This window comes from Marinibacterium sp. SX1 (assembly GCF_050389775.1).
Lineage (GTDB): Bacteria > Pseudomonadota > Alphaproteobacteria > Rhodobacterales > Rhodobacteraceae > Marinibacterium.
Window position 1 is genome coordinate 71,129 of the sequence record NZ_CP177147.1, and the last position, 17,743, is coordinate 88,871.

General features: G+C 68.4%; 13 protein-coding genes. 4 read left to right on the forward strand and 9 right to left on the reverse strand.

Going from position 1 to position 17,743, the window contains the following annotated elements; all coding sequences use genetic code 11:
• Nucleotides 1-3 precede the first annotated feature (3 nt).
• From ACK3BB_RS24090 to ACK3BB_RS24120, 7 genes are all read right to left on the reverse strand, one after another.
• Nucleotides 4-1,062 carry an AraC family transcriptional regulator gene (locus ACK3BB_RS24090; protein WP_428929386.1) on the reverse strand — a complete coding sequence of 353 codons (1,059 nt, stop codon included), beginning with the start codon at nucleotides 1,060-1,062 and terminating at the stop codon, nucleotides 4-6.
• A 171-nt stretch (nucleotides 1,063-1,233) separates the two neighbouring features.
• The gene (locus ACK3BB_RS24095) at nucleotides 1,234-2,736 is read right to left on the reverse strand and encodes an aldehyde dehydrogenase family protein (protein WP_428929387.1); all 1,503 of its coding nucleotides are present in this window, start codon (nucleotides 2,734-2,736) and stop codon (nucleotides 1,234-1,236) included.
• A gap of 51 nt (nucleotides 2,737-2,787) precedes the next feature.
• Entirely contained in the window at nucleotides 2,788-3,813 is a 1,026-nt protein-coding gene (locus ACK3BB_RS24100) for an ABC transporter permease (RefSeq protein ID WP_428929388.1), read from the reverse strand.
• Nucleotides 3,810-5,660 carry an ATP-binding cassette domain-containing protein gene (locus ACK3BB_RS24105; protein ID WP_428929260.1) on the reverse strand — a complete coding sequence of 617 codons (1,851 nt, stop codon included), beginning with the start codon at nucleotides 5,658-5,660 and terminating at the stop codon, nucleotides 3,810-3,812. Before ACK3BB_RS24105 ends, ACK3BB_RS24100 begins: the two co-directional genes overlap by 4 nt.
• The gene (locus tag ACK3BB_RS24110) at nucleotides 5,657-7,279 is read right to left on the reverse strand and encodes a GMC family oxidoreductase (RefSeq protein WP_428929261.1); all 1,623 of its coding nucleotides are present in this window, start codon (nucleotides 7,277-7,279) and stop codon (nucleotides 5,657-5,659) included. The genes ACK3BB_RS24105 and ACK3BB_RS24110 overlap by 4 nt, the downstream gene beginning before the upstream one ends.
• Nucleotides 7,280-7,369: 90 nt before the next feature.
• Nucleotides 7,370-8,368: a sugar ABC transporter substrate-binding protein gene (locus ACK3BB_RS24115; protein WP_428929262.1), complete on the reverse strand. Its 999-nt coding sequence runs from the start codon at nucleotides 8,366-8,368 to the stop codon at nucleotides 7,370-7,372.
• A 66-nt stretch (nucleotides 8,369-8,434) separates the two neighbouring features.
• Entirely contained in the window at nucleotides 8,435-9,940 is a 1,506-nt protein-coding gene (locus ACK3BB_RS24120; RefSeq protein WP_428929263.1) for an aldehyde dehydrogenase family protein, read from the reverse strand.
• A 501-nt stretch (nucleotides 9,941-10,441) separates the two neighbouring features.
• On the opposite strand from ACK3BB_RS24120, the gene ACK3BB_RS24125 reads away from it, so the two are divergent.
• From ACK3BB_RS24125 to ACK3BB_RS24140, 4 genes are read left to right on the forward strand one after another with little or no spacing between them, the layout of a single operon-like run.
• Complete coding sequence (locus tag ACK3BB_RS24125; RefSeq protein ID WP_428929264.1) at nucleotides 10,442-12,058, forward strand: AMP-binding protein; 1,617 nt, start codon at nucleotides 10,442-10,444, stop codon at nucleotides 12,056-12,058.
• Nucleotides 12,055-13,227 (forward strand): thiolase family protein, encoded by a 1,173-nt coding sequence (locus ACK3BB_RS24130; protein WP_428929265.1) that lies wholly within the window; start codon nucleotides 12,055-12,057, stop codon nucleotides 13,225-13,227. The genes ACK3BB_RS24125 and ACK3BB_RS24130 overlap by 4 nt, the downstream gene beginning before the upstream one ends.
• Nucleotides 13,224-14,474, forward strand: coding sequence for an SDR family oxidoreductase (locus ACK3BB_RS24135; RefSeq protein WP_428929266.1), 1,251 nt, complete (start codon nucleotides 13,224-13,226; stop codon nucleotides 14,472-14,474). Before ACK3BB_RS24130 ends, ACK3BB_RS24135 begins: the two co-directional genes overlap by 4 nt.
• Before the next feature lie 17 nt (nucleotides 14,475-14,491).
• A complete protein-coding gene (locus ACK3BB_RS24140) occupies nucleotides 14,492-15,256 on the forward strand; it encodes a cyclase family protein (protein WP_428929392.1) in 765 nt (254 codons plus the stop codon).
• Nucleotides 15,257-15,337: 81 nt separating this feature from the next.
• Here the strand turns inward: ACK3BB_RS24140 and ACK3BB_RS24145 are convergent, their stop codons facing one another.
• Nucleotides 15,338-16,984, reverse strand: coding sequence for an AMP-binding protein (locus ACK3BB_RS24145; RefSeq protein ID WP_428929267.1), 1,647 nt, complete (start codon nucleotides 16,982-16,984; stop codon nucleotides 15,338-15,340).
• 183 nt (nucleotides 16,985-17,167) lie between these two features.
• On the reverse strand, nucleotides 17,168-17,560 hold the full coding sequence (locus ACK3BB_RS24150; protein ID WP_428929268.1) for an acyl-CoA thioesterase: 393 nt from the start codon (nucleotides 17,558-17,560) through the stop codon (nucleotides 17,168-17,170).
• Nucleotides 17,561-17,743: the final 183 nt, after the last annotated feature.

Genomic DNA, 17,743 nt, shown 5'->3' on the forward strand with positions numbered 1-17,743 from the left:
CGCTCAAATCCGGCGGCGGCGGATCTCGGACGGCAGGGTGCCGAAGGCATCGCGGAAATCCTTGCTGAACCGGCCCAGGTGGTAGAACCCGTAGTCCATCGCCACTTCGGTCACCGTCAGCCCCGGCGCCACGTCGGTTTCCAGCGCGGCCTTGACGGCCTTCAGGCGCATGGCCTTGAGCCGGGCCATGGGCGTCGTGCCCCGGTGCTTGCGGAACCCGGCAAAGAGCGTGCGGCGCGGCACCCCGCTCTGGCGCACGATGTCATCCATGCCGATCTGCTCCTGCAGGCTGTCCTGCATGAACCGCTCGGCGCTGAGGACATAGGCCGGTACGGCGTCGGGCTGGCTCTGGGCCCGGCCGACCTGGCGGTATTCCGGCGACAGGCCCAGCACGGCCGAGGTGATCAGCTGCTTGAGATGGGTTTCCAGGCCGAATGTGTTCAGGCTCTGGTTGCCTTCGCACAGACCGCGCACCAGCATCAGCAACACGTTGGACAGCACGTATCCCTCGGCGTCGACCCGGTAGGCCACGGGCGCAAAGCTGAGGTTCTGGCTGCGCAGGGGCAGGTCCTGCGAGGTCAGGTAGGTGGTCAGCCAGGCATTGTCGATCGCTACCGCGAGGTGCTGACTGTTGCCGGCCATCGAGGTGCCATACCGCGCACCCGGGCCGATGATCGTGAACTCGTTGGGCCGCACAAGGTAGTCGGCCCCGTCGACAAAGACCCGGGTCTGCCGCGACACCGGGAACTTGAGCATGATGCCATCCTGGGGCGCATCCACCCGCACGTTCACCGCCTCGGCATCACATTGGTAATCGACGTAATGCACGGCCACCCCGCCCAGGTCGATCGACCCGTGCCAGAAATCGACCCGCTCGCCCCCGCCGGTCCGCGCGGGCATGCCGGTCATGGCAATGCTGTGCGGGGCCATGGCCGTGCACATGTGGTCACGGATGCGCTCGGTGCCCGACAGGCGCAGCCCGGCATCGCGCAGCCGCGCCCGCAGACCGCTGTCCGGGGGGCTGACGATATCGTCGAATTGCTGCAACATGATCGGGGTCATCCTTCACACCCGCCCCGTCGCGATGGACGGGCCCGGGGCCGTTCCGATGATCCTAGCGAGGCAGGGCAAGATCGTTCAACCCCTCCTTGAGTGGCATTGCACCGGCCGGCCCGGGCCGCTTGCCCGGCCGGCGGGCCCTGCCCGGATTTCGGGCAGGACCGATGGCAGCCGTCAGGCGTGATACTGCACCGAGGCCTTGAGCCGGGTGTGGCCCAGGACGGCCGCTTCGCCCAGGTCGTTGCCCACGCCCGAGTCCTTCCAGCCGCCGAAGGGCAGGGCCACGTCCAGGGCGTTGTGCACGTTGATCCAGACCGACCCGGCTTCCAGCCCGTCGGTCATCCGCCGGATGCGGTCGGTGTCGCGGGTGAAGACACTGGCGCCCAGGCCAAAGCGCGACTGGTTGGCCAGGGCCAGCACCTCTTGTTCGGTGTCGAAGGCCGCGGCCATCAGCACCGGGCCGAAGATCTCGTCGCGCACCGCGGCCATGCCCGGCCGCGCCCCGTCCAGCACCGTGGGCTGCACATAGGCCCCCGGGTGATCGGGCGCCGCCCCGCCGGTCACCAGCCGCGCGCCATCGGCCAGACCGCCTTCGACATAGGACAGGATGCGCCGCTGCTGGGCATGGCTGACCACCGGGCCCATCACCGCGCCGTCCTGCAACGGCGCCGACAGCTCGATGCTCCGGGCCACGGCCGCGACGCCTTCGATCACCGCGTCATGGATCGAACGATGCACGTAAAGCCGCGATCCGGCGCAGCAATTCTGGCCGTGGTTGCCAAAGATCGCCCAGGCCGCGGCCTGGGCCACCTGGTCGACATCGGCGTCTTCCATGACGATGACCGGCGACTTGCCCCCCAGCTCAAGGCTGTACTTCTTGAACTGCGCCGCGGCCTGCCCGGCGATCTTGCGCCCCACCTCGGTCGAGCCGGTAAAGCTGACCATGGCCACCCCGGGATGGGCCACCAGCAATTCGCCGACCTCGGCGCCGCTGCCCGTCACGATGTTGATCACCCCTTCGGGAATGCCCGCCTCCAGCGCCAGCTCCGCAAACCGCAGGGCCGACAGCGGCGTCTGCGGGGCCGGCTTGAGCACGATGGTACAGCCCGCGGCCAGGGCCGGGGCGATCTTCCAGACCGCGATCCCCAGGGCCACGTTCCAGGGCACGATGGCCCCGACCACGCCCACCGGCTCGCGGAAGGTGTAGCCGCGCAGGTCACCGTCGGGGATATAGGGCACCGACAGGCGCATGGTCTGGCCTTCCAGCTTGGTCGCCCAGCCGGCCATGTAGCGCAGGACATGGGCCGAATATTGCACGTCGACCCCGGCGGTATTGCCCAGCAACCGGCCCGAACACAGCGTCTCGATCTCGGACATCTCGCGTTCATGGGCTTCGAGCAGATCGGCCAGCCGCAGCATCCGCCGCTCCCGCTCATGCGGGCGCAGCCGCCCCCAGGCCCCGGCAAGCGCCCGCCGCGCGGCATCGACTGCCGCGTCGACCTCGGCCGGGCCGGCTTCGGCCGCGCGGGCAAACTCGGCCCCGCTGGTCGGATCGGTCAGGGCATAGCTGCGCCCCGTCTCGACCGCGCGGCCGTCCACATGCAACCCGTGGCTCCGGCCCATGGCCGCCCGGGCCGCATCGCCCAGCAATCCGAAATCATTGTCCAGTCGCGACATGTCGCCTGTCCTTCTTGCAGTAATGTCCCAGGGAAAGGTGCCGGGCGGGCGTCAGCCCACCCTGGCCTGGCGCCGGGCGCGCAGCATGCCGCGCACCCCGCCCAGCCAGACCGAGAAGATCAGGATGCCGCCGCTCAGCGCGCCTTGCCAGAAGGACGACACCCCGGTCAGGGTCAGCCCGTTCTGCACAACGCCCAGGAACAGCACGCCGATCAGCGTGCCCAGCACCCCGCCTTCGCCGCCGGTCATTGCCGTGCCACCGATCAGCACGGCGGCCAGCACGGTCAGCAGCAGGTTCATGTCGACCTCGGGCGAGGCCACGGTCAGCCGGCCGACCTGCACGACACTGGCCAGCCCGGCCGTCAGGCCCGAGATCACGAAGACCATGAACAGCACGCGGCGCACGTTGATGCCGTTCAGCCGGGCGGCCTCAGGGTTGGAACCGATCGAATAGAGCGCCCGGCCGAAGGCGGTGAAGCGCAGCACGAAGCCCAGGGCCAGGAACAGCACGAGGTCGAAGATCAGGATGATCGGCACCGGACCGACATTGCCGTTGACGAAACCGTTCAGGGCCTTGAACCCGGGATGCGAGAAGACCGAGATCGAACCGCCGTCATTGACGATCAGGGCAAAGCTCTGGAACACCGACAGGGTGCCCAGGGTGACGACGAAGAACGAGATCCCGGCATAGCTGACGAGGTAGCCGTTGATCGCGCCCAGCAGGCCGCCGGCAAGCAGCGCGCCGATCATGGCCAGCGGCAGGGGCACGCCGGCCATCAGCAGCAGGCCAAAGACCATGGCCGCGGCGGTGGTGGCCGAACCGAAGGACAGGTCCATCGAGCCCGAGATCACGACCAGCGTGGCGCCCATGGCCAGGATGAAGGCCACCGAGTTGGATTTGACGATGTTCATCAGGTTGGGCCAGGTCAGAAAGACCGGCTGGTAGAGATAGAGAAAGACCGAGATCAGCAGCAGGCTGATCAGCGCCCCGGCGTAGCGGCCTTGCAGCAGCCGGGCGGCCAGGCTGGCCGTGGCGCCGTTGGAAACGGGGGCGGAAGGGGCGGTGCTGCTGCTCATGTCGGGGCGGCCTCTGACTTGGGTGTGGGGGTGCCGTTGCCGGCGGAGCCATCGGGGTGCGACACGGCGGGCGCGGCATTCGGGCCTGTGGCATCCCGGATGGCGGTATTTGGGTCATCTTCGGCGGCGCCGCTTGCGCCGTCCCGACCGGCACTGCCCGCGCCATCATGTGCGCCGGTGCCTGCGCCTTCATTGGTGCCGTCCGGGGCGCCATCACTCGCGCCGCCTCCGGCCTCAATATCTGCGCCGTCTCCGGCCTCAATATCTGCGCCGTCTCCGGACCCAGCATCTGCGCCGTCCCCGGCTCGATCATATGCGCCATCCCCGGCGACGGCCGCATGGGCGATGCGCTCTTCATCCGCCTCGGACCGGTCGAACCGGGCCACCACCCGGCCTTCGAAGAAGACGGCGATGGTATCGGCCAGTCCCAGGATCTCGGGCAGCTCGGACGACACGACAACCACGGCCGCACCGGCCTCGGCCGCATCCTGCAACAACCGGTAGATCTCGCTCTTCGCGCCCACATCGACGCCCCGGGTCGGCTCGTTCAGCACCAGCACGTCCGGTTGGCGCCGGAACGTCCGGCCCAGAACGACCTTTTGCTGATTGCCGCCCGACAGGGTCGAAATCAGCACACCGGGATTGGCCGCCACGACGTGGTAATCGGCCATCGCGCCGCCCACCTCGCCGGCCAGCCGCCGCTGGGACACCATGCCGAACCGGGTCAGCCGATCCATCCAGGCCAGGGCGAAATTCTCGGTGATGTCGCGCACCGGAAGGATGGCCGCGCCCTTGCGGTCATCGGGCACGTATCCCACCCCCGCCGCGATGGCCGCCCCCGGATCGCCCGGGCGCATCGGCCGCCCGGCCACGGCGATCCGCCCGCTGGCCGCGATGGCGCCGCCAAGCGCCTGGGCAAACTCCGACTTGCCCGATCCGGCCAGCCCGGCAATGCCCAGGATCTCGCCGCGCCGGACCTGCAACGTGGTCGGTGCCACGCTGCCATCCGCCGTGGCCAGCCCGTCGACGTCAAGCGCAACCTCGCCCCGGGGGATCGCCCGCTTGGCATAATAATCGCCGATCTCGCGGCCGACCATCAACTGCACCAGCCCCTTTTCGGTGGTCTCGGGGATCGGCACCGTGTCGATCATGCGCCCGTCGCGCAGCACGGTTGCCACCGAGGACACCGCATAGATCTCGGGCATGCGGTGGGTGATCATCAGGATGGCCATGCCCCGGTCACGCTCCTGCGCGACGAGGTCCAGCAACCGCCGGGTGGCCGCTTCCGACAGCGAACTGGTCGCCTCGTCGAGGATCAGCAGCCGGGCATCCGACGACAGGGCCCGGGCGATCTCGATCTCCTGGCGCAGCTCGACGCCCAGGTCCGACACCCGCGCCCGGGGCGAGACATGCACCCCCAGCCGGTCCAGCGCCGCCGTGGTATCGCGTTCCAGCCGGCCCCAGGCAATCGTGCCGAGCGGCGTGCGCGGCAAGCGGCCCATGAAGATGTTCTCGGCCACGGTCAGGGTCGGGGCCAGGGTGAGCTCCTGGCTGATCATCACGATGCCCCGGGCGATGGCATCGGCCGGGCTGGTGAAGGCCACCGGCCGGCCGTCGATGAACAGCCCGCCCCCGTCGGGCGGTTGCATCCCGGCGATGACCTTCGACAGGGTCGACTTGCCCGAACCGTTCTCGCCGGTCAGGGCATGGACCTCGCCCGCGCGGATCCGGAGATCTACCCCGTCCAGCGCCCGCACGCCGGGAAAGGACTTGGTGATGCCCCGCGCCTCGACGATCACGTCGCCCCGTGCCACCATGGCCGGTGCCACGTCTGCCGCGCCGGTCATGCCGCGTCGCTCCGGACCATGTCGGCGCCCTTTTCGCCGATCATGATCGTGGCCGCGTTGGTATTGCCCGAAATCAGCCGGGGCATGATCGAGGCATCGATCACCCGCAGGCCCGTCACCCCGCGCACGCGCAACCGGTCGTCGACGACGGCATTGGCATCCTGGCCCATCTTGCAGGTGCCGACCTGGTGGGACACGCAGCCACCGGTCTCGCAGAGATATTGCTCGATCTCGGCATCGCTGGCTGTGTCCGACCCGGGCAGGTGTTCGTCGATGACAAAATCCGCCAGCGGCCCCGTCCCGGCCATGCGCCGGGCCAGCTTGAGCCCTTCGACGGCGATCCGCCGGTCGGTCGGATCGGAGAAGTAGTTCGGGAACAGCCGGGGCATGTCATGTGGATCGGCCGAGCGCAGGGTCATGTGGCCCCGGCTGCGCGGGCGGACCGGGCAGATGAAATTGGCAAAGCCCGAGAACTTGAACAGACCGTCCTCGTAATAGCCGCCCGAGAAGGTCTGGAACAGGAATTGCAGGTCGGGCGTCGCGCTTTCGGGCAGCACCCGGGTGAACAGCCCGGCCTGGCCGGCCGGCACCGACAGCGGCCCGCCCCGTGTCAGCAGCCAGCGCAGGCCCGCGGCCAGCTGGCGCCGGCGGGACAGCATGATGTCGTTCATCGTGATCGGCCGGGTGCAGCGCCAGGTGATCTGGCCGCCGTAATGGTCCTGCAGGTTCCGGCCGACCCCGGGCAGGTCGTGGACGACGTCGATGCCATGGCCCTGCAGATCCTCGGCCGGCCCGATGCCTGACAGCATCAGCAATTGCGGCGACTTGACCGATCCGGCCGACACGATCACCTCGCGGGCGGCGCGGATCTCGACCGGACGGCCGTCACGGGTGGCGCGCAGGCCGGTCGCCCGGCGGCCGTCAAAGAGGATGCGTTCGGCCGTCACCCCGGTCAGGACCGTCAGGTTGGGACGTTTCATCGCCGGGCGCAGGTAGCACACCGCCGTCGAGGCCCGCCGACCGCGCCGGACGGTGGCCTGGAAATAGCCCGCGCCTTCCTGGTCGCGGCCGTTGAAATCGGGATTGGCCGGGATGCCCACCGCCCCGGCCGAGCCGACAAAGGCATCGCACAGCGGGTTGCGCTCGGTCAGGTTGGTCACCGACAGGGGCCCGCCGGCCCCATGCCAGTCGTCGGCCCCGTTCTCCTGGTCCTCGGACTTGCGGAAATAGGGCAGCACGTCGTCATAGCCCCAGCCGGTGTTGCCCTCCTGGCGCCACAGGTCGTAATCCTCGGCCTGGCCACGGATGTAGATCAGCCCGTTGATCGAGGACGACCCGCCCAGCACCTTGCCCCGGGGCCAAAAGATCCGCCGACCGCCTAGCGCCGGGTTGGGCTCGGTTTCGAACATCCAGTTGACGTCCGGCCGGGCGATGGTGCGGCCATAGCCCACGGGGATGTGGATCCAGAAATCGTTGTCCTTGCGCCCGGCCTCGACCAGGCAGACCCTGACACCCGGATCCTCGGACAGGCGGGCGGCCAGCACGCAGCCGGCAGAGCCTGCGCCGATGACAAGGTAATCGGCGTCCACGATCTCGGGGGGCGTTGGGGAATTGGACATGGAACGGGTGCTCGCGTTGAGAGGGGCCTTGGGGCCCTGCGCGACCCGGGTTGACCGGTCCGGCCGCGCAGGGCGATCACCTGGGTCGTGTCACTTCAGCAGCGGCACGGTGTCGATCGTGTAGCCGCGATCCATCGTCGGCACGTAATCGGCGATGTTGTCGGCGGTCAGCAGCCTGGCCTTGACGATCAGGTCGTCCTGGGCGTCGCCCGGCGCGTCGAGCAGGGATTTCATGCCCAGCACGATGGCCGCGGCCATGCCATAGACATCCGGGTCCCAGCTGCCGGTGATCCGGCCTTCGCGGATCGCCGCGATGGCCTCTTCGTCACCGTTCATGCCGAAGATCATCACGCCATCGGTGCTGTCGCCGCCATAGACCCCCTTGCCCGAGGCCATGACCGCCGCCGAGATGCCAAGCGCGCTGGAATCGTTGTAGGCCCAGAACACGTCGGCATCGGGGTGACGCACCAGCAGGTCGGCCGCGATGGTCGCCGCATTGGCCGTGCTGTCCTTGGTGTTGTCGACCTGGGCCAGCACCTCGAACCCGGCGGCCTTGGCCGCGGCTTCGAAACAGCGGGTGTTCTGCTGGATCGAGGGCACCGGCGGGCCGCCCATCACGATGACCTTGGCCTCGGGCCGGCGCTCCTTGATCCAGGCCGCCTGCACGTCATAGGCCCCGCCATCGACACAGAGGTTGGTTTCCCACCAGACCGTCATCGTCACGCCCGGCCCCTCGGAATTGACCCCGATCACCGGCACGCCGGCCTCGTTGGCCCGGGTATAGGCCGCGGCAACGGCATTGGGATCAAGCGACCAGGACGAGATCACGTCGCCGCCCAGGGTGACCAGCGTGTCCACATGCGACACCTGCCGGTCGGGCGACAGGTTGGCATCCAGCATGCGATAATCCCAGCCCAGCTCGCCGGCCATGGTTTCCATGATCTCGTTGGCCATGGCCTGGCCCGGCTGGCTGGCGATGGGCGAGACATAGCCCACCATCGTGTCCTGGGCGGTGGCCGCGCCGGCCAGCCCGGCCAGGGCCAGCGGCGCCAGCGCCCGGCACAGGGCGCGTTTTCCGAAAGTCTTCATGTCAGCTTACCTCTGCGGCTACATTCGCTTCTGCATGGGCCGGGGCCTGCCCCGGGCCGGGCCGCCCTATTCCAGGCCGGTCGGATCGAGCCGCATGCAGACGGCCCTCGTTTCGGTGAAGGCATTGATCGCCTCGGTGCCGAATTCACGGCCCAGCCCCGACATCTTGACCCCGCCGAAGGGCATGGCCGTGTCGAGCACGTTGTGGGTGTTGATCCAGACGGTGCCGGCGTCGATCTGGCCGGCCAGCACATGGGCCTTGTTCAGATCGCGGGTCCAGATGCTGGCGCCCAGGCCGTATTCGGTGTCATTGGCCGCGGCCTTCAGCGCGGAAATGTCGTCCAGCCGGTTGGCAATGACCACCGGGCCAAAGATCTCCTCGCGGCTCAGCCGGGCGCCGGGCGCCACGTTGCGCAGCACGGTCGGGCGGTAATAGAACCCCTGCGCCCCGGCCCTTTCGCCGCCGGTCACCACCTCGGCCCCGTCGCCCCGCCCGCCGTCGACCAGCGTGCTGACCCGCTCCAGCTGGCGGGCCGAGACCAGCGGGCCCAGCACCGTCGCCGGGTCGAAGGCATGGCCGATGGACAGCCCGGCGGCAAATTCGGCGATGCCGGCCACGACCTCGTCATAGACCTCGGCCTGCACGAAGAGCCGCGAACCGGCGGTGCAGACCTGTCCCGAATTGCCGAATATCGCCATGGCCGCCCCGGGGATCGCCTGGTCCATGTCGGCATCGGCCAGAACGATCGTCGGCGATTTGCCCCCCAGTTCCAGGGTCACCCGTTTCATCTGGCGGGCCGAGGCTTCCAGGATGTGCTGGCCCGTCCGGGTCGACCCGGTAAAGGCGATCTTGCGGACCTTGGGATGGGCGACGAGGCTGGTGCCCACCGGATCGCCATGGCCCGTCACGATGTTCACCGCACCGTCGGGAAAGCCCGCCTGGCAGATCAGCTCTCCCAGGCGCAGGGTGGTCAGCGACGTCTCTTCAGAGGGTTTCAGGACAATGGTGCAGCCAAAGGCAATGGCCGGGGCGATCTTCTGGATGGCCTGGCCCAGCGGGAAGTTCCAGGGCGTGATGCCCCCGACCACGCCGACCGGCCGACGTTCGGTATAGGCCCGGTAGAGCCCGCCATCATCGACGAAGGGCGACAGGGTGATGTATTCACCGGCCATCTTCGACGCCCACCCGGCATAGTACCGCAGGGCATCCATGGTAAAGGCCAGGTCCACGTGGCGCGACACGGCCAGCGGCTTGCCATTGTCCCAGCTTTCCAGCCGGGCCAGGTCATCGGCCTCGGCCTCGATCAGCAGGGCCAGCCGTTCCAGAAGCCGCCCGCGATCCAGCGGCCGCATCTTCTGCCAGGCGGCGCTTTCGAAACAGGCATGGGCCGCCTCGACCGCCCGCGCCACGTCTTCGGCACCGCCGGCGGCGATCCGGGCAAAGACCTGTTCAGTCGAGGGATTGACCACGGGAATGGTCTCGCCCGAGGCGGCTTCGACCCAGGCCCCGCCGATCAGCAACCGCGCCGGCGGGATCGCAACTTGGGGAAAGTCTGTCGTGGCTACATTCATCTCTTTCGAACCCGCCCTGTCTGTTCTATTGCGGCGGTGCAGCCCCCCGATCCGGTCGAATCGACGCCACCCGCCCTGCATTGAGCAAGGTTAGGGACGCGCGAGTGCAGCAACTATCCGCTGGCGGCAATGCACCCCCTGCTTTTCACATTTTCTTCATGCTTCATGCTTTTTCCCGCCCTGCGCCCGGATGCACCGCCCAAGGCACGGGCACGCACTGGTCAGCAGGACAAGCGCCCAAGGCTTGCACATGGTCGGCCCCGGCGGCGCAGGGAATATGCGTTCTCATAGATAAAGCTTGACACTTAAAACATCTCCACCCCATGCTTGGCGAGGTCGCGCGGCCCGCCCAGGCGGGGCGCCACGACCCAGCCGCCCGCCACCCGGAAAGGATCCACCATTGCCGATGCCGCAGCGCGCAGACGGGGTCACCCCGGCCCGCCGGCGCCGGGTGGTCCGCCCGGATCAAGCGGCCCGCCCTTCGTTCCGACCGAGAGTTCCATGACACGATCCACCGTCTTCAGCGCCTTTTCCGACGCCGCCGCCCGCTGGCCCGACCGGCCGGTCCTGGATGTCCTGCCCGAGACCGCCGGGATCTATGACATCCCCGCCGGGCCGATCCCCTATGCCACGGCCCTGGCCACGGTGCGCGAACGGGCCGATGCGCTGCAGGCCGCCGGCTACCGGGCCGGCCAGAGGATCATGCTGCTGCTGGAGAACCGGCCGGATTTCTTCCTGTACTGGCTGGCCGCCAATGCCGCCGGCCTGTCGGTCGTTCCGGTCAATCCCGACCTGCGCGTGGCCGAGCTGGAATACATGATCGCCCATGCCGAACCGGCGCTGGCCATCGCCATCCCCGCCCGCTGCGCCGAGCTGGACGCCGCCGCCCGGGCCACCGGGATCGCCATGCCCGTGGTGCCCGTGGGCGCGCCCTTCCCCGCGGCGCCGGCCACGCTGGCCTTTGACCCGGCCACCGAAGGCACCGCCCGCGAGGCCGCGATGCTCTACACCTCGGGCACGACGGGCCAGCCCAAGGGCTGCGTGCTGGCCAATGAATATTTCCTCGAAGCCGGGCGCTGGTATGCCAATGCCGGCGGCATCTGCGCCCTCGGCCAGGACGGCGAGCGCATGCTGACCCCGCTGCCGATCTTTCACATGAACGCCATGGCCTATTCCTTCATGGCCATGGTCACGGTCGGCGGCTGCCTGATCGCGCTGGACCGGTTCCACCCGCGGTCCTGGTGGGCCTCGGTGCGGGACAGCGGAGCCACCTGCCTGCATTACCTGGGCGTCATGCCCTCGATGCTGATGGGCGCGCCCGCCAGCCCGGCGGATCGCGATCACAAGGTGCGTTTCGGCTTTGGCGCCGGGGTCGACCCGGCCCTGCACGCGGCCTTTGAAACCCGCTTCGGCTTTCCCATCATGGAGGCCTGGGCCATGACCGAGACCGGCGCCGGGGCGGTGATCGCGGCCAACCTGCCGCCGCGCTCGGTGGGCGAGGCCTGTTTCGGCCGCCCGACCGACGAGATCGAGATCCGCATCACCGACGACACCGGCGCCGACGTGGCCCCGGGCCAGCCCGGAGAGTTGCTGGTGCGCCATGCCGGGCCGGACCCAAGGCGCGGGTTCTTCGTCGAATACTGGAAGAACCCGGAAGAAACGGCCAAGGTCTGGGCGGACGGCTGGTTCCATACCGGCGATGTCGTCCTGCAGAAGGAAAACGGCGACATGGTCTTTGTCGACCGCAAGAAGAACGTCATCCGCCGCTCGGGCGAGAATATCGCCGCCGTCGAGGTGGAATCCGTGCTGATGCGCCATCCGGCCATCGACGCCGCCGGCGTGGCCGCCGTGCCCGACGCCATCCGTGGCGACGAGGTCTTTGCCTGCCTGCGCGTCTCGGCCCCGGCCGGGCCCGACCTGGCCCGCGAGATCGCCGAATGGGCGCTTGGCCAAATGGCCTATTACAAGGTGCCGGGCTTCATCGCCTTCGTCGACGCCCTGCCCCTGACACCGACCAACAAGATCCAGCGCGCCGCGCTCAAGACCCTGGCGGCCGGGCTGGTCGACGCCCCGGGCACGGCCGACACCCGTTCCCTGAAGAAGAGGCAGATGGCATGAGCCCGCGCAGCCCCTACGACGGCGTGGTCCTGGCCGCGCCCCATTCGACCGCCTACCAGCGGTATTCAACCGATACCGCCCATGTCTGGCTGGCCCGCGCCCTGAAAGGCACGCTGGATGCCGCCGGGCTGCGCAAGGACCAGATCGACGGGCTGTCGGTGGCCTCGTTCACGCTGTTCCCGGATTCGGCCGTGGGCCTGACCCAGCACCTGGGCCTGGGCCTGCGCTACCTTGATTCGATCCCCATGGGCGGGGCCAGCGGCATCGTCGGGCTGCGCCGGGCCGCCCGGGCCGTGCAGGCCGGGGACGCCAGCATCGTGGCCTGCATCGCCGGCGACACCAACCAGATCGACAGTTTCCGCAAGCTGCTGTCGAGCTTCTCGCGCTTTGCCATGGATGCGTCCTATCCCTATGGCTACGGCGGGCCGAACTCGATGTTTGCCCTGCTGACCGATGCCTACATGGACACTTACGGCGCCACCCGCGAGGATTTCGGGCGGCTCTGCGTCGCCCAGCGGGACAATGCCCTGCGCAACCCCAACGCGCTGATGAAAAAGCCCCTGACCATGGACGATTACCTGGCCGCCCGGCCGATCTCGGACCCGATCGCCCTGTTCGATTGTGTCATGCCCTGCGCCGGGGCCGAGGCCTTTCTGGTGATGACCGAGGACACCGCCGTGCAGCAGGGCCTGCCCTTCGTGCGCATCGCCGGCACGATCGAACGCCACAATGCCTTCCCCGACGATCCGATCCAGCTGCGCGGCGGCTGGGCCCGCGATGTCGACGACCTGTGGTCGATGGCCGGGCTGGCGCCCATCGACATGGACCTGGTCCAGACCTATGACGATTATCCCGTGATCTCGATGCTGCAATTCGAAGACCTCGGCTTCTGCGGCAAGGGCGAAGGCCCCGATTTCCTGCGCGACAAGGACCTGACCGTGACCGGCGACCTGCCCCACAACACGTCCGGCGGCCAGCTGTCGGCCGGACAGGCCGGCGCCGGGGGCGGATACCTGGGCCTGGTCGAGGCCCTGCGCCAGGTCACCGGACAGGCCGGGCCGACCCAGGTGGCCGGGGCGAAACATGCCCTGGTCTCGGGCTTCGGCATGATCAACTACGACCGCGGCCTGTGCTCCGGCGCGGCCGTCCTGACAGGAGAGGCCGCATGACCAAGCCGATTGCCCCGCCGCCCCGCAAGAACCCCCAGAAGGTCCAGCCCGTCCCGGTCCTGCCCCCTGCGACCCGCAGCCGGGCGGCGATGGGCCTGACCGCCGCCGCGGCCGAAGGCCGGTTCATGCTGCAACATTGCGCGGCCTGCGGCGCGGTCCAGTACCCGCCCCGCGATGCCTGCAACGATTGCCTGTGCACCGAGCTGACCTGGCAGGACACCGACCCGCGCGGCGACCTGATCGCCGAAACCACGGTGCGCACCTCGCCCAATCTCTATTTCCGCCGCCAGGCGCCCTGGCGCACCGGCACGATCCGCCTGAAGGCCGGGCCATCGGTCTTTGCCCATGTCCACGGCGATTGCGTCAAGGGCCAGCCCGTCCGGCTGATCGCCCGGCTGGACCGCGCCGGCCAGGGCGTGCTGATGGCCGTTCCCGAGAAAGCGACCCCCGACATGGCCGACGACCCCGAGCTGCGCGAACTGGGCGCCGATCCGAAACACCGGCGCTGCCTGATCACCGACGGCCGGCAGGACAATGCCCCGGCCCTGGCCCGGGCCCTGATCGACGCCGGCGCCACCATGGTCATGGTCGGCGAGGCCGAGACCTGGCGACCCTATCCGCAGCGCGCCGCGCTGGAGGCCATCCCCGGCGTGCAGATCGTGCCGCTCGACGTGACCGACACCTCGTCTGTGGCCGAGCTGGCCGGCGAGATCGGTGGCAAGGTCGACATCCTGGTCAACAACGCCCGGTTCATCCGGCCCGGCGGCATCCTGGCCCGGGGCGACACCGCCTTTGCCCGCGACGAGATGGAGGTCAATTGCCTGGGCCTGATGCGCCTGGCCCAGGCCTTTGGTCCGGGCATGCGCGCCCGGGGCGCCGATGGCACCAACAACGCCGTGGCCTGGGTCAACATCCTGGCCGCCCATGCGCTGGTCAACGATCCCGCCTATGGCTCGTTCAACGCCTCGCAGGCCGCCGCCCTGTCGGTGTGCCAGTCGCTGCGCGCCGAGCTGCGCCCCGGCGGGGTGCGGGTGATGACCCTGTTCTGCGGCCCGACCGAAGACGACTGGCACCAGGACGTGCCCCCGCCCAAGGTCACGCCCTCGGCGCTGGCCCGGTCGCTGGTCGCCGGGCTGCGCGACGGGCTCGAAGACGTCTGGTGCGGCGATGTCGCACGCGAACTGGCGGAACGCTGGCGGCAGAATCCGCGCGTTCTGGAACGTGAACTGGCAGGAGATGGACAGTGACCGCAATCCTTCAGGACATGGCCCTGGCCCTGGCATCGGGGGCCGTCGAGGTCGTCGATCTGACCCACACGCTCGATCCCGATTTCCCGGTGATCATCCTGCCCCCCGAATTCGGCCAATGCGCGCGCTTCCGCATGGAGGAAGTCTCGGCCTATGACCATCGCGGCCCGGGCTGGAAATGGCACAACATCTCGATGTCGGAACATACCGGCACCCATTTCGACGCGCCGGTCCACTGGATTTCCGGGCGTGACGTGGCCAATGGCGCGGTCGACGAGATCCCGGTCGACCGCTTCGTCGGCCCGGTCTGCGTGATCGACTGCTCGGCCGGGGCGGCCGAAGACGAGGATTACGAGCTGACCGTGCCGGTGATCGAGGCCTGGGAGGCCGAACACGGGCGCATCCCGGCCGACGCCTGGGTCTTCATGCGCACCGACTGGTCCCGGCGCAGCGGCGCGGCCTATCTCAACATGCGCGAGGACGGCGCCCATTCGCCCGGCCCCACGCCCGAAGCCGTGCGCTTTCTGGTCGAGCAGCGCGACATCCGGGGGTTCGGCACCGAGACGGTGGGCACCGATGCCGGCCAGGGCATGCATTACAATCCGCCCTACCCGGCCCATTACATCCTGCATGGCAACGGCCGCTATGGCCTGCAATGCCTGGCCCATCTCGACCGGCTGCCGGCCACCGGCGCGCTGCTGATGGCTGCCCCGCTCAAGATCCGCAACGGCACCGGCAGCCCCCTGCGGGTGCTGGCGCTGGTGCCCGGCGAGGCCGGATAGGGCGGCACATCTCTTCACACCTGAAACAAAAACGCCCGGCCGTGAAGGACCGGGCGTTTTGGGTTAAGGCGGTTGACCCCGCTACCTGGCCTTGCGCAGGGCGTTCTTGCGCTCGCGCAGATCGACGCAACCGGGCGCATCGAGCGGCGCATTGGCAATGTCGCGCAGCCCGGCTTTCTGGACCTTTTGCGTCGAGGTCGTCGGCAGGCTGGCCACCGGCACCACAAGGCCCGGCACCTTGAAATAGGTCAGCTTTTCCTCGCAGCGGGCAAAGATCGCATCGGCCAGCGCCGCGCCGTCGCCACCGGGATCGGCGGGCACGATCACGGCCAGCACCTCTTCCTCGCGCAGCGGATCGGGCGAGGCCACGACGGCCACGGCCGACACGCCGGGCACCTGGGAAATCACCGCCTCGACCTCGGCCGCAGCGATGTTCTCGCCCGAGCGGCGGATGATGTTCTTCTTGCGCTCGACGAAGAACAGCGCGCCGTCCTCGTCCATCCGCATCACGTCGCCGGTATGCAGCCAGCCATCGACCCAGGCCTCGGCCGTGGCCTCCGGGTTCTTGAGATACTCGGTAAAGAACCCCTTGCGCGGATCGTCGCCCCGCGCCCGCACGATCAGCTCGCCCGGGGTGCCGCGCGGCAGCTCGTTGCCGGCATCATCGACAACCTTCATCTCGATCTCCGGGCCGGGCCGGTCGGGCCGCCCGATGCAGCGCTGCCCGACATGGCGCGGCTCGCTCGCGGCGCACATCGTGCCCGCGCCGCCGGTTTCGGTCATCGCCCAGCCTTCCAGCAGGCAGACGCCATAGCGCTCTTCGAACCGGGCATGATGATCGGGATGCACCCCGCCGCCCAGCCCGAAGCGCATGCCATGGCTGCGTTCCTCGGGTGTCTCGGGCAATTCCAAAAGGATCGCCGGCATCACGCCAAGGTAATGGAAACACGTCGCTTTTGTCTCGATCGCCTCGGCCCACCACTGGCGCGGGTGGAACCGGTCGACGATGATCTGCGCCCCGCCGCAGGACAGCATGCCCATGAAGGAATGGCCCATGGCGTTGACATGGAAGGTCGGCAGCGGGGTCATCAGCCGCTCGACCCCGTCGCGCAGCGCGATATGGCCGCCTTGGGACCGGTACCAATGGGACCAGTTCAGGAAATAGCGGTTGGACAGCACGCAGCCCTTGGGCCGGCCCGTCGTGCCGGAAGTATAGATCAGCGCGCAGGGGCGTTCGGGATCGGCCGGCGCCAGCGGCTGTTCGGCACCGATGGCCTGCGGCGCGTCGTCGGGCCCGGCAACAGCCACGTTCAGCGCCGCGGCCACCGGATCGGCCAGCGCCGCATGGCCGGGCAGGCGGACCAGCAGAACGGATTCACTGTGCGACAACAGGTAGGTCAGCTCGTCCGCGCTGGCCTGCGGATTGACCGGCACCACCGTGACACCAATCGTGTTCAGCGCCAGCCAATGTTCGAAATGCGCCGGCCGGTTTTCCAGCAGCAGGGCCACGCGATGATCCGGCCCGTATCCGGCGCCGCGATAGGCCGCGGCCAGGGCGGACACCCGGGCGTGCACCTCACCGTAGCTCCAGGCCGATTGCGGCGCGTCCCACATGGCCCGCACCGAGGCCGGCAGGACAAAGAGATCCTGGTCGGCAAACGTTTCAGCCTGCTGCGCCAGCAAGCCGGCCACGCTGCCGCATGCGATGAATTCGTGATCTGCCGTCATGTGATGTCCCGTTGCTTCGTCGGGCGCCCCGCCCGGCCGGGGACCGACCCGGGGACGCCTACCGATTTACTTTAAGTATAAAGCTTATCGCCGCACCAGCCGATTCGACATCCCGGCCGGCCAACCGGTGCCCGGAACCGCCCTGCCGCCTGCCGATTGCCCATCGGCGCGGCAGATGGCCCCTCAGGCCTCGGCGGGTTCGAGGTATTTCTCCAGCCCGGCCCGGCAATCATCCGGCCAAGGATGCGACTTGTGCGTTTCGGTCGAGGTCATCACGATCTTCTGCTCGATGGTCCAGATCACGTCATCGCCCACCTTGACCACGGTATAGAGATCCAGCGACGACCGGCCGATGCGCCGCACGTGCACGTTGAAATCGAGAATGTCGCCATAGACCGCCGGCTTGCTGAACTCGATGTTCATCCGCACGCTGGGCAGACCCAGGTGACGCTCGAACATCAGCTCTTTCCATTCGACCCCGAAGGACGAGAACATCGCCTCGTTCACGTCGACCAGCATGGACAGGTAGGCCGGATGATAGGCGATGCCGGTCAGGTCGCAGTCTCCAAATCGCATCCGCTTCGAGATCGTGAAAGGCATCCGGGGTCCATCCTGTTGCTTATGCTTCATGTGTAAAGTAAGTGATTTTCATCGACCTGTCGAGCATCATTCCCTAAACTGAACAGTGATTAGCCTATTTTCAAGACATTTGCGCCAGGCTCGGCCCAAGCAAAAGCTTTATACTTGAAGTAAAATGGG

Bases quoted from the DNA above. Each gene is read 5' to 3' on its own strand.
- ACK3BB_RS24100 (WP_428929388.1), bottom strand. From the start codon at position 3,813: ATGAGCAGCAGCACCGCCCCTTCCGCCCCCGTTTCCAACGGCGCCACG.
- ACK3BB_RS24120 (WP_428929263.1), bottom strand. From the start codon at position 9,940: ATGAATGTAGCCACGACAGACTTTCCCCAAGTTGCGATCCCGCCGGCG.
- ACK3BB_RS24090 (WP_428929386.1), bottom strand. From the start codon at position 1,062: ATGACCCCGATCATGTTGCAGCAATTCGACGATATCGTCAGCCCCCCG.
- ACK3BB_RS24105 (WP_428929260.1), bottom strand. From the start codon at position 5,660: ATGACCGGCGCGGCAGACGTGGCACCGGCCATGGTGGCACGGGGCGAC.
- ACK3BB_RS24145 (WP_428929267.1), bottom strand. From the start codon at position 16,984: ATGACGGCAGATCACGAATTCATCGCATGCGGCAGCGTGGCCGGCTTG.
- ACK3BB_RS24095 (WP_428929387.1), bottom strand. From the start codon at position 2,736: ATGTCGCGACTGGACAATGATTTCGGATTGCTGGGCGATGCGGCCCGG.
- ACK3BB_RS24115 (WP_428929262.1), bottom strand. From the start codon at position 8,368: ATGAAGACTTTCGGAAAACGCGCCCTGTGCCGGGCGCTGGCGCCGCTG.
- ACK3BB_RS24125 (WP_428929264.1), top strand. From the start codon at position 10,442: ATGACACGATCCACCGTCTTCAGCGCCTTTTCCGACGCCGCCGCCCGC.
- ACK3BB_RS24110 (WP_428929261.1), bottom strand. From the start codon at position 7,279: ATGTCCAATTCCCCAACGCCCCCCGAGATCGTGGACGCCGATTACCTT.
- ACK3BB_RS24135 (WP_428929266.1), top strand. From the start codon at position 13,224: ATGACCAAGCCGATTGCCCCGCCGCCCCGCAAGAACCCCCAGAAGGTC.
- ACK3BB_RS24150 (WP_428929268.1), bottom strand. From the start codon at position 17,560: ATGCGATTTGGAGACTGCGACCTGACCGGCATCGCCTATCATCCGGCC.
- ACK3BB_RS24130 (WP_428929265.1), top strand. From the start codon at position 12,055: ATGAGCCCGCGCAGCCCCTACGACGGCGTGGTCCTGGCCGCGCCCCAT.
- ACK3BB_RS24140 (WP_428929392.1), top strand. From the start codon at position 14,492: ATGGCCCTGGCCCTGGCATCGGGGGCCGTCGAGGTCGTCGATCTGACC.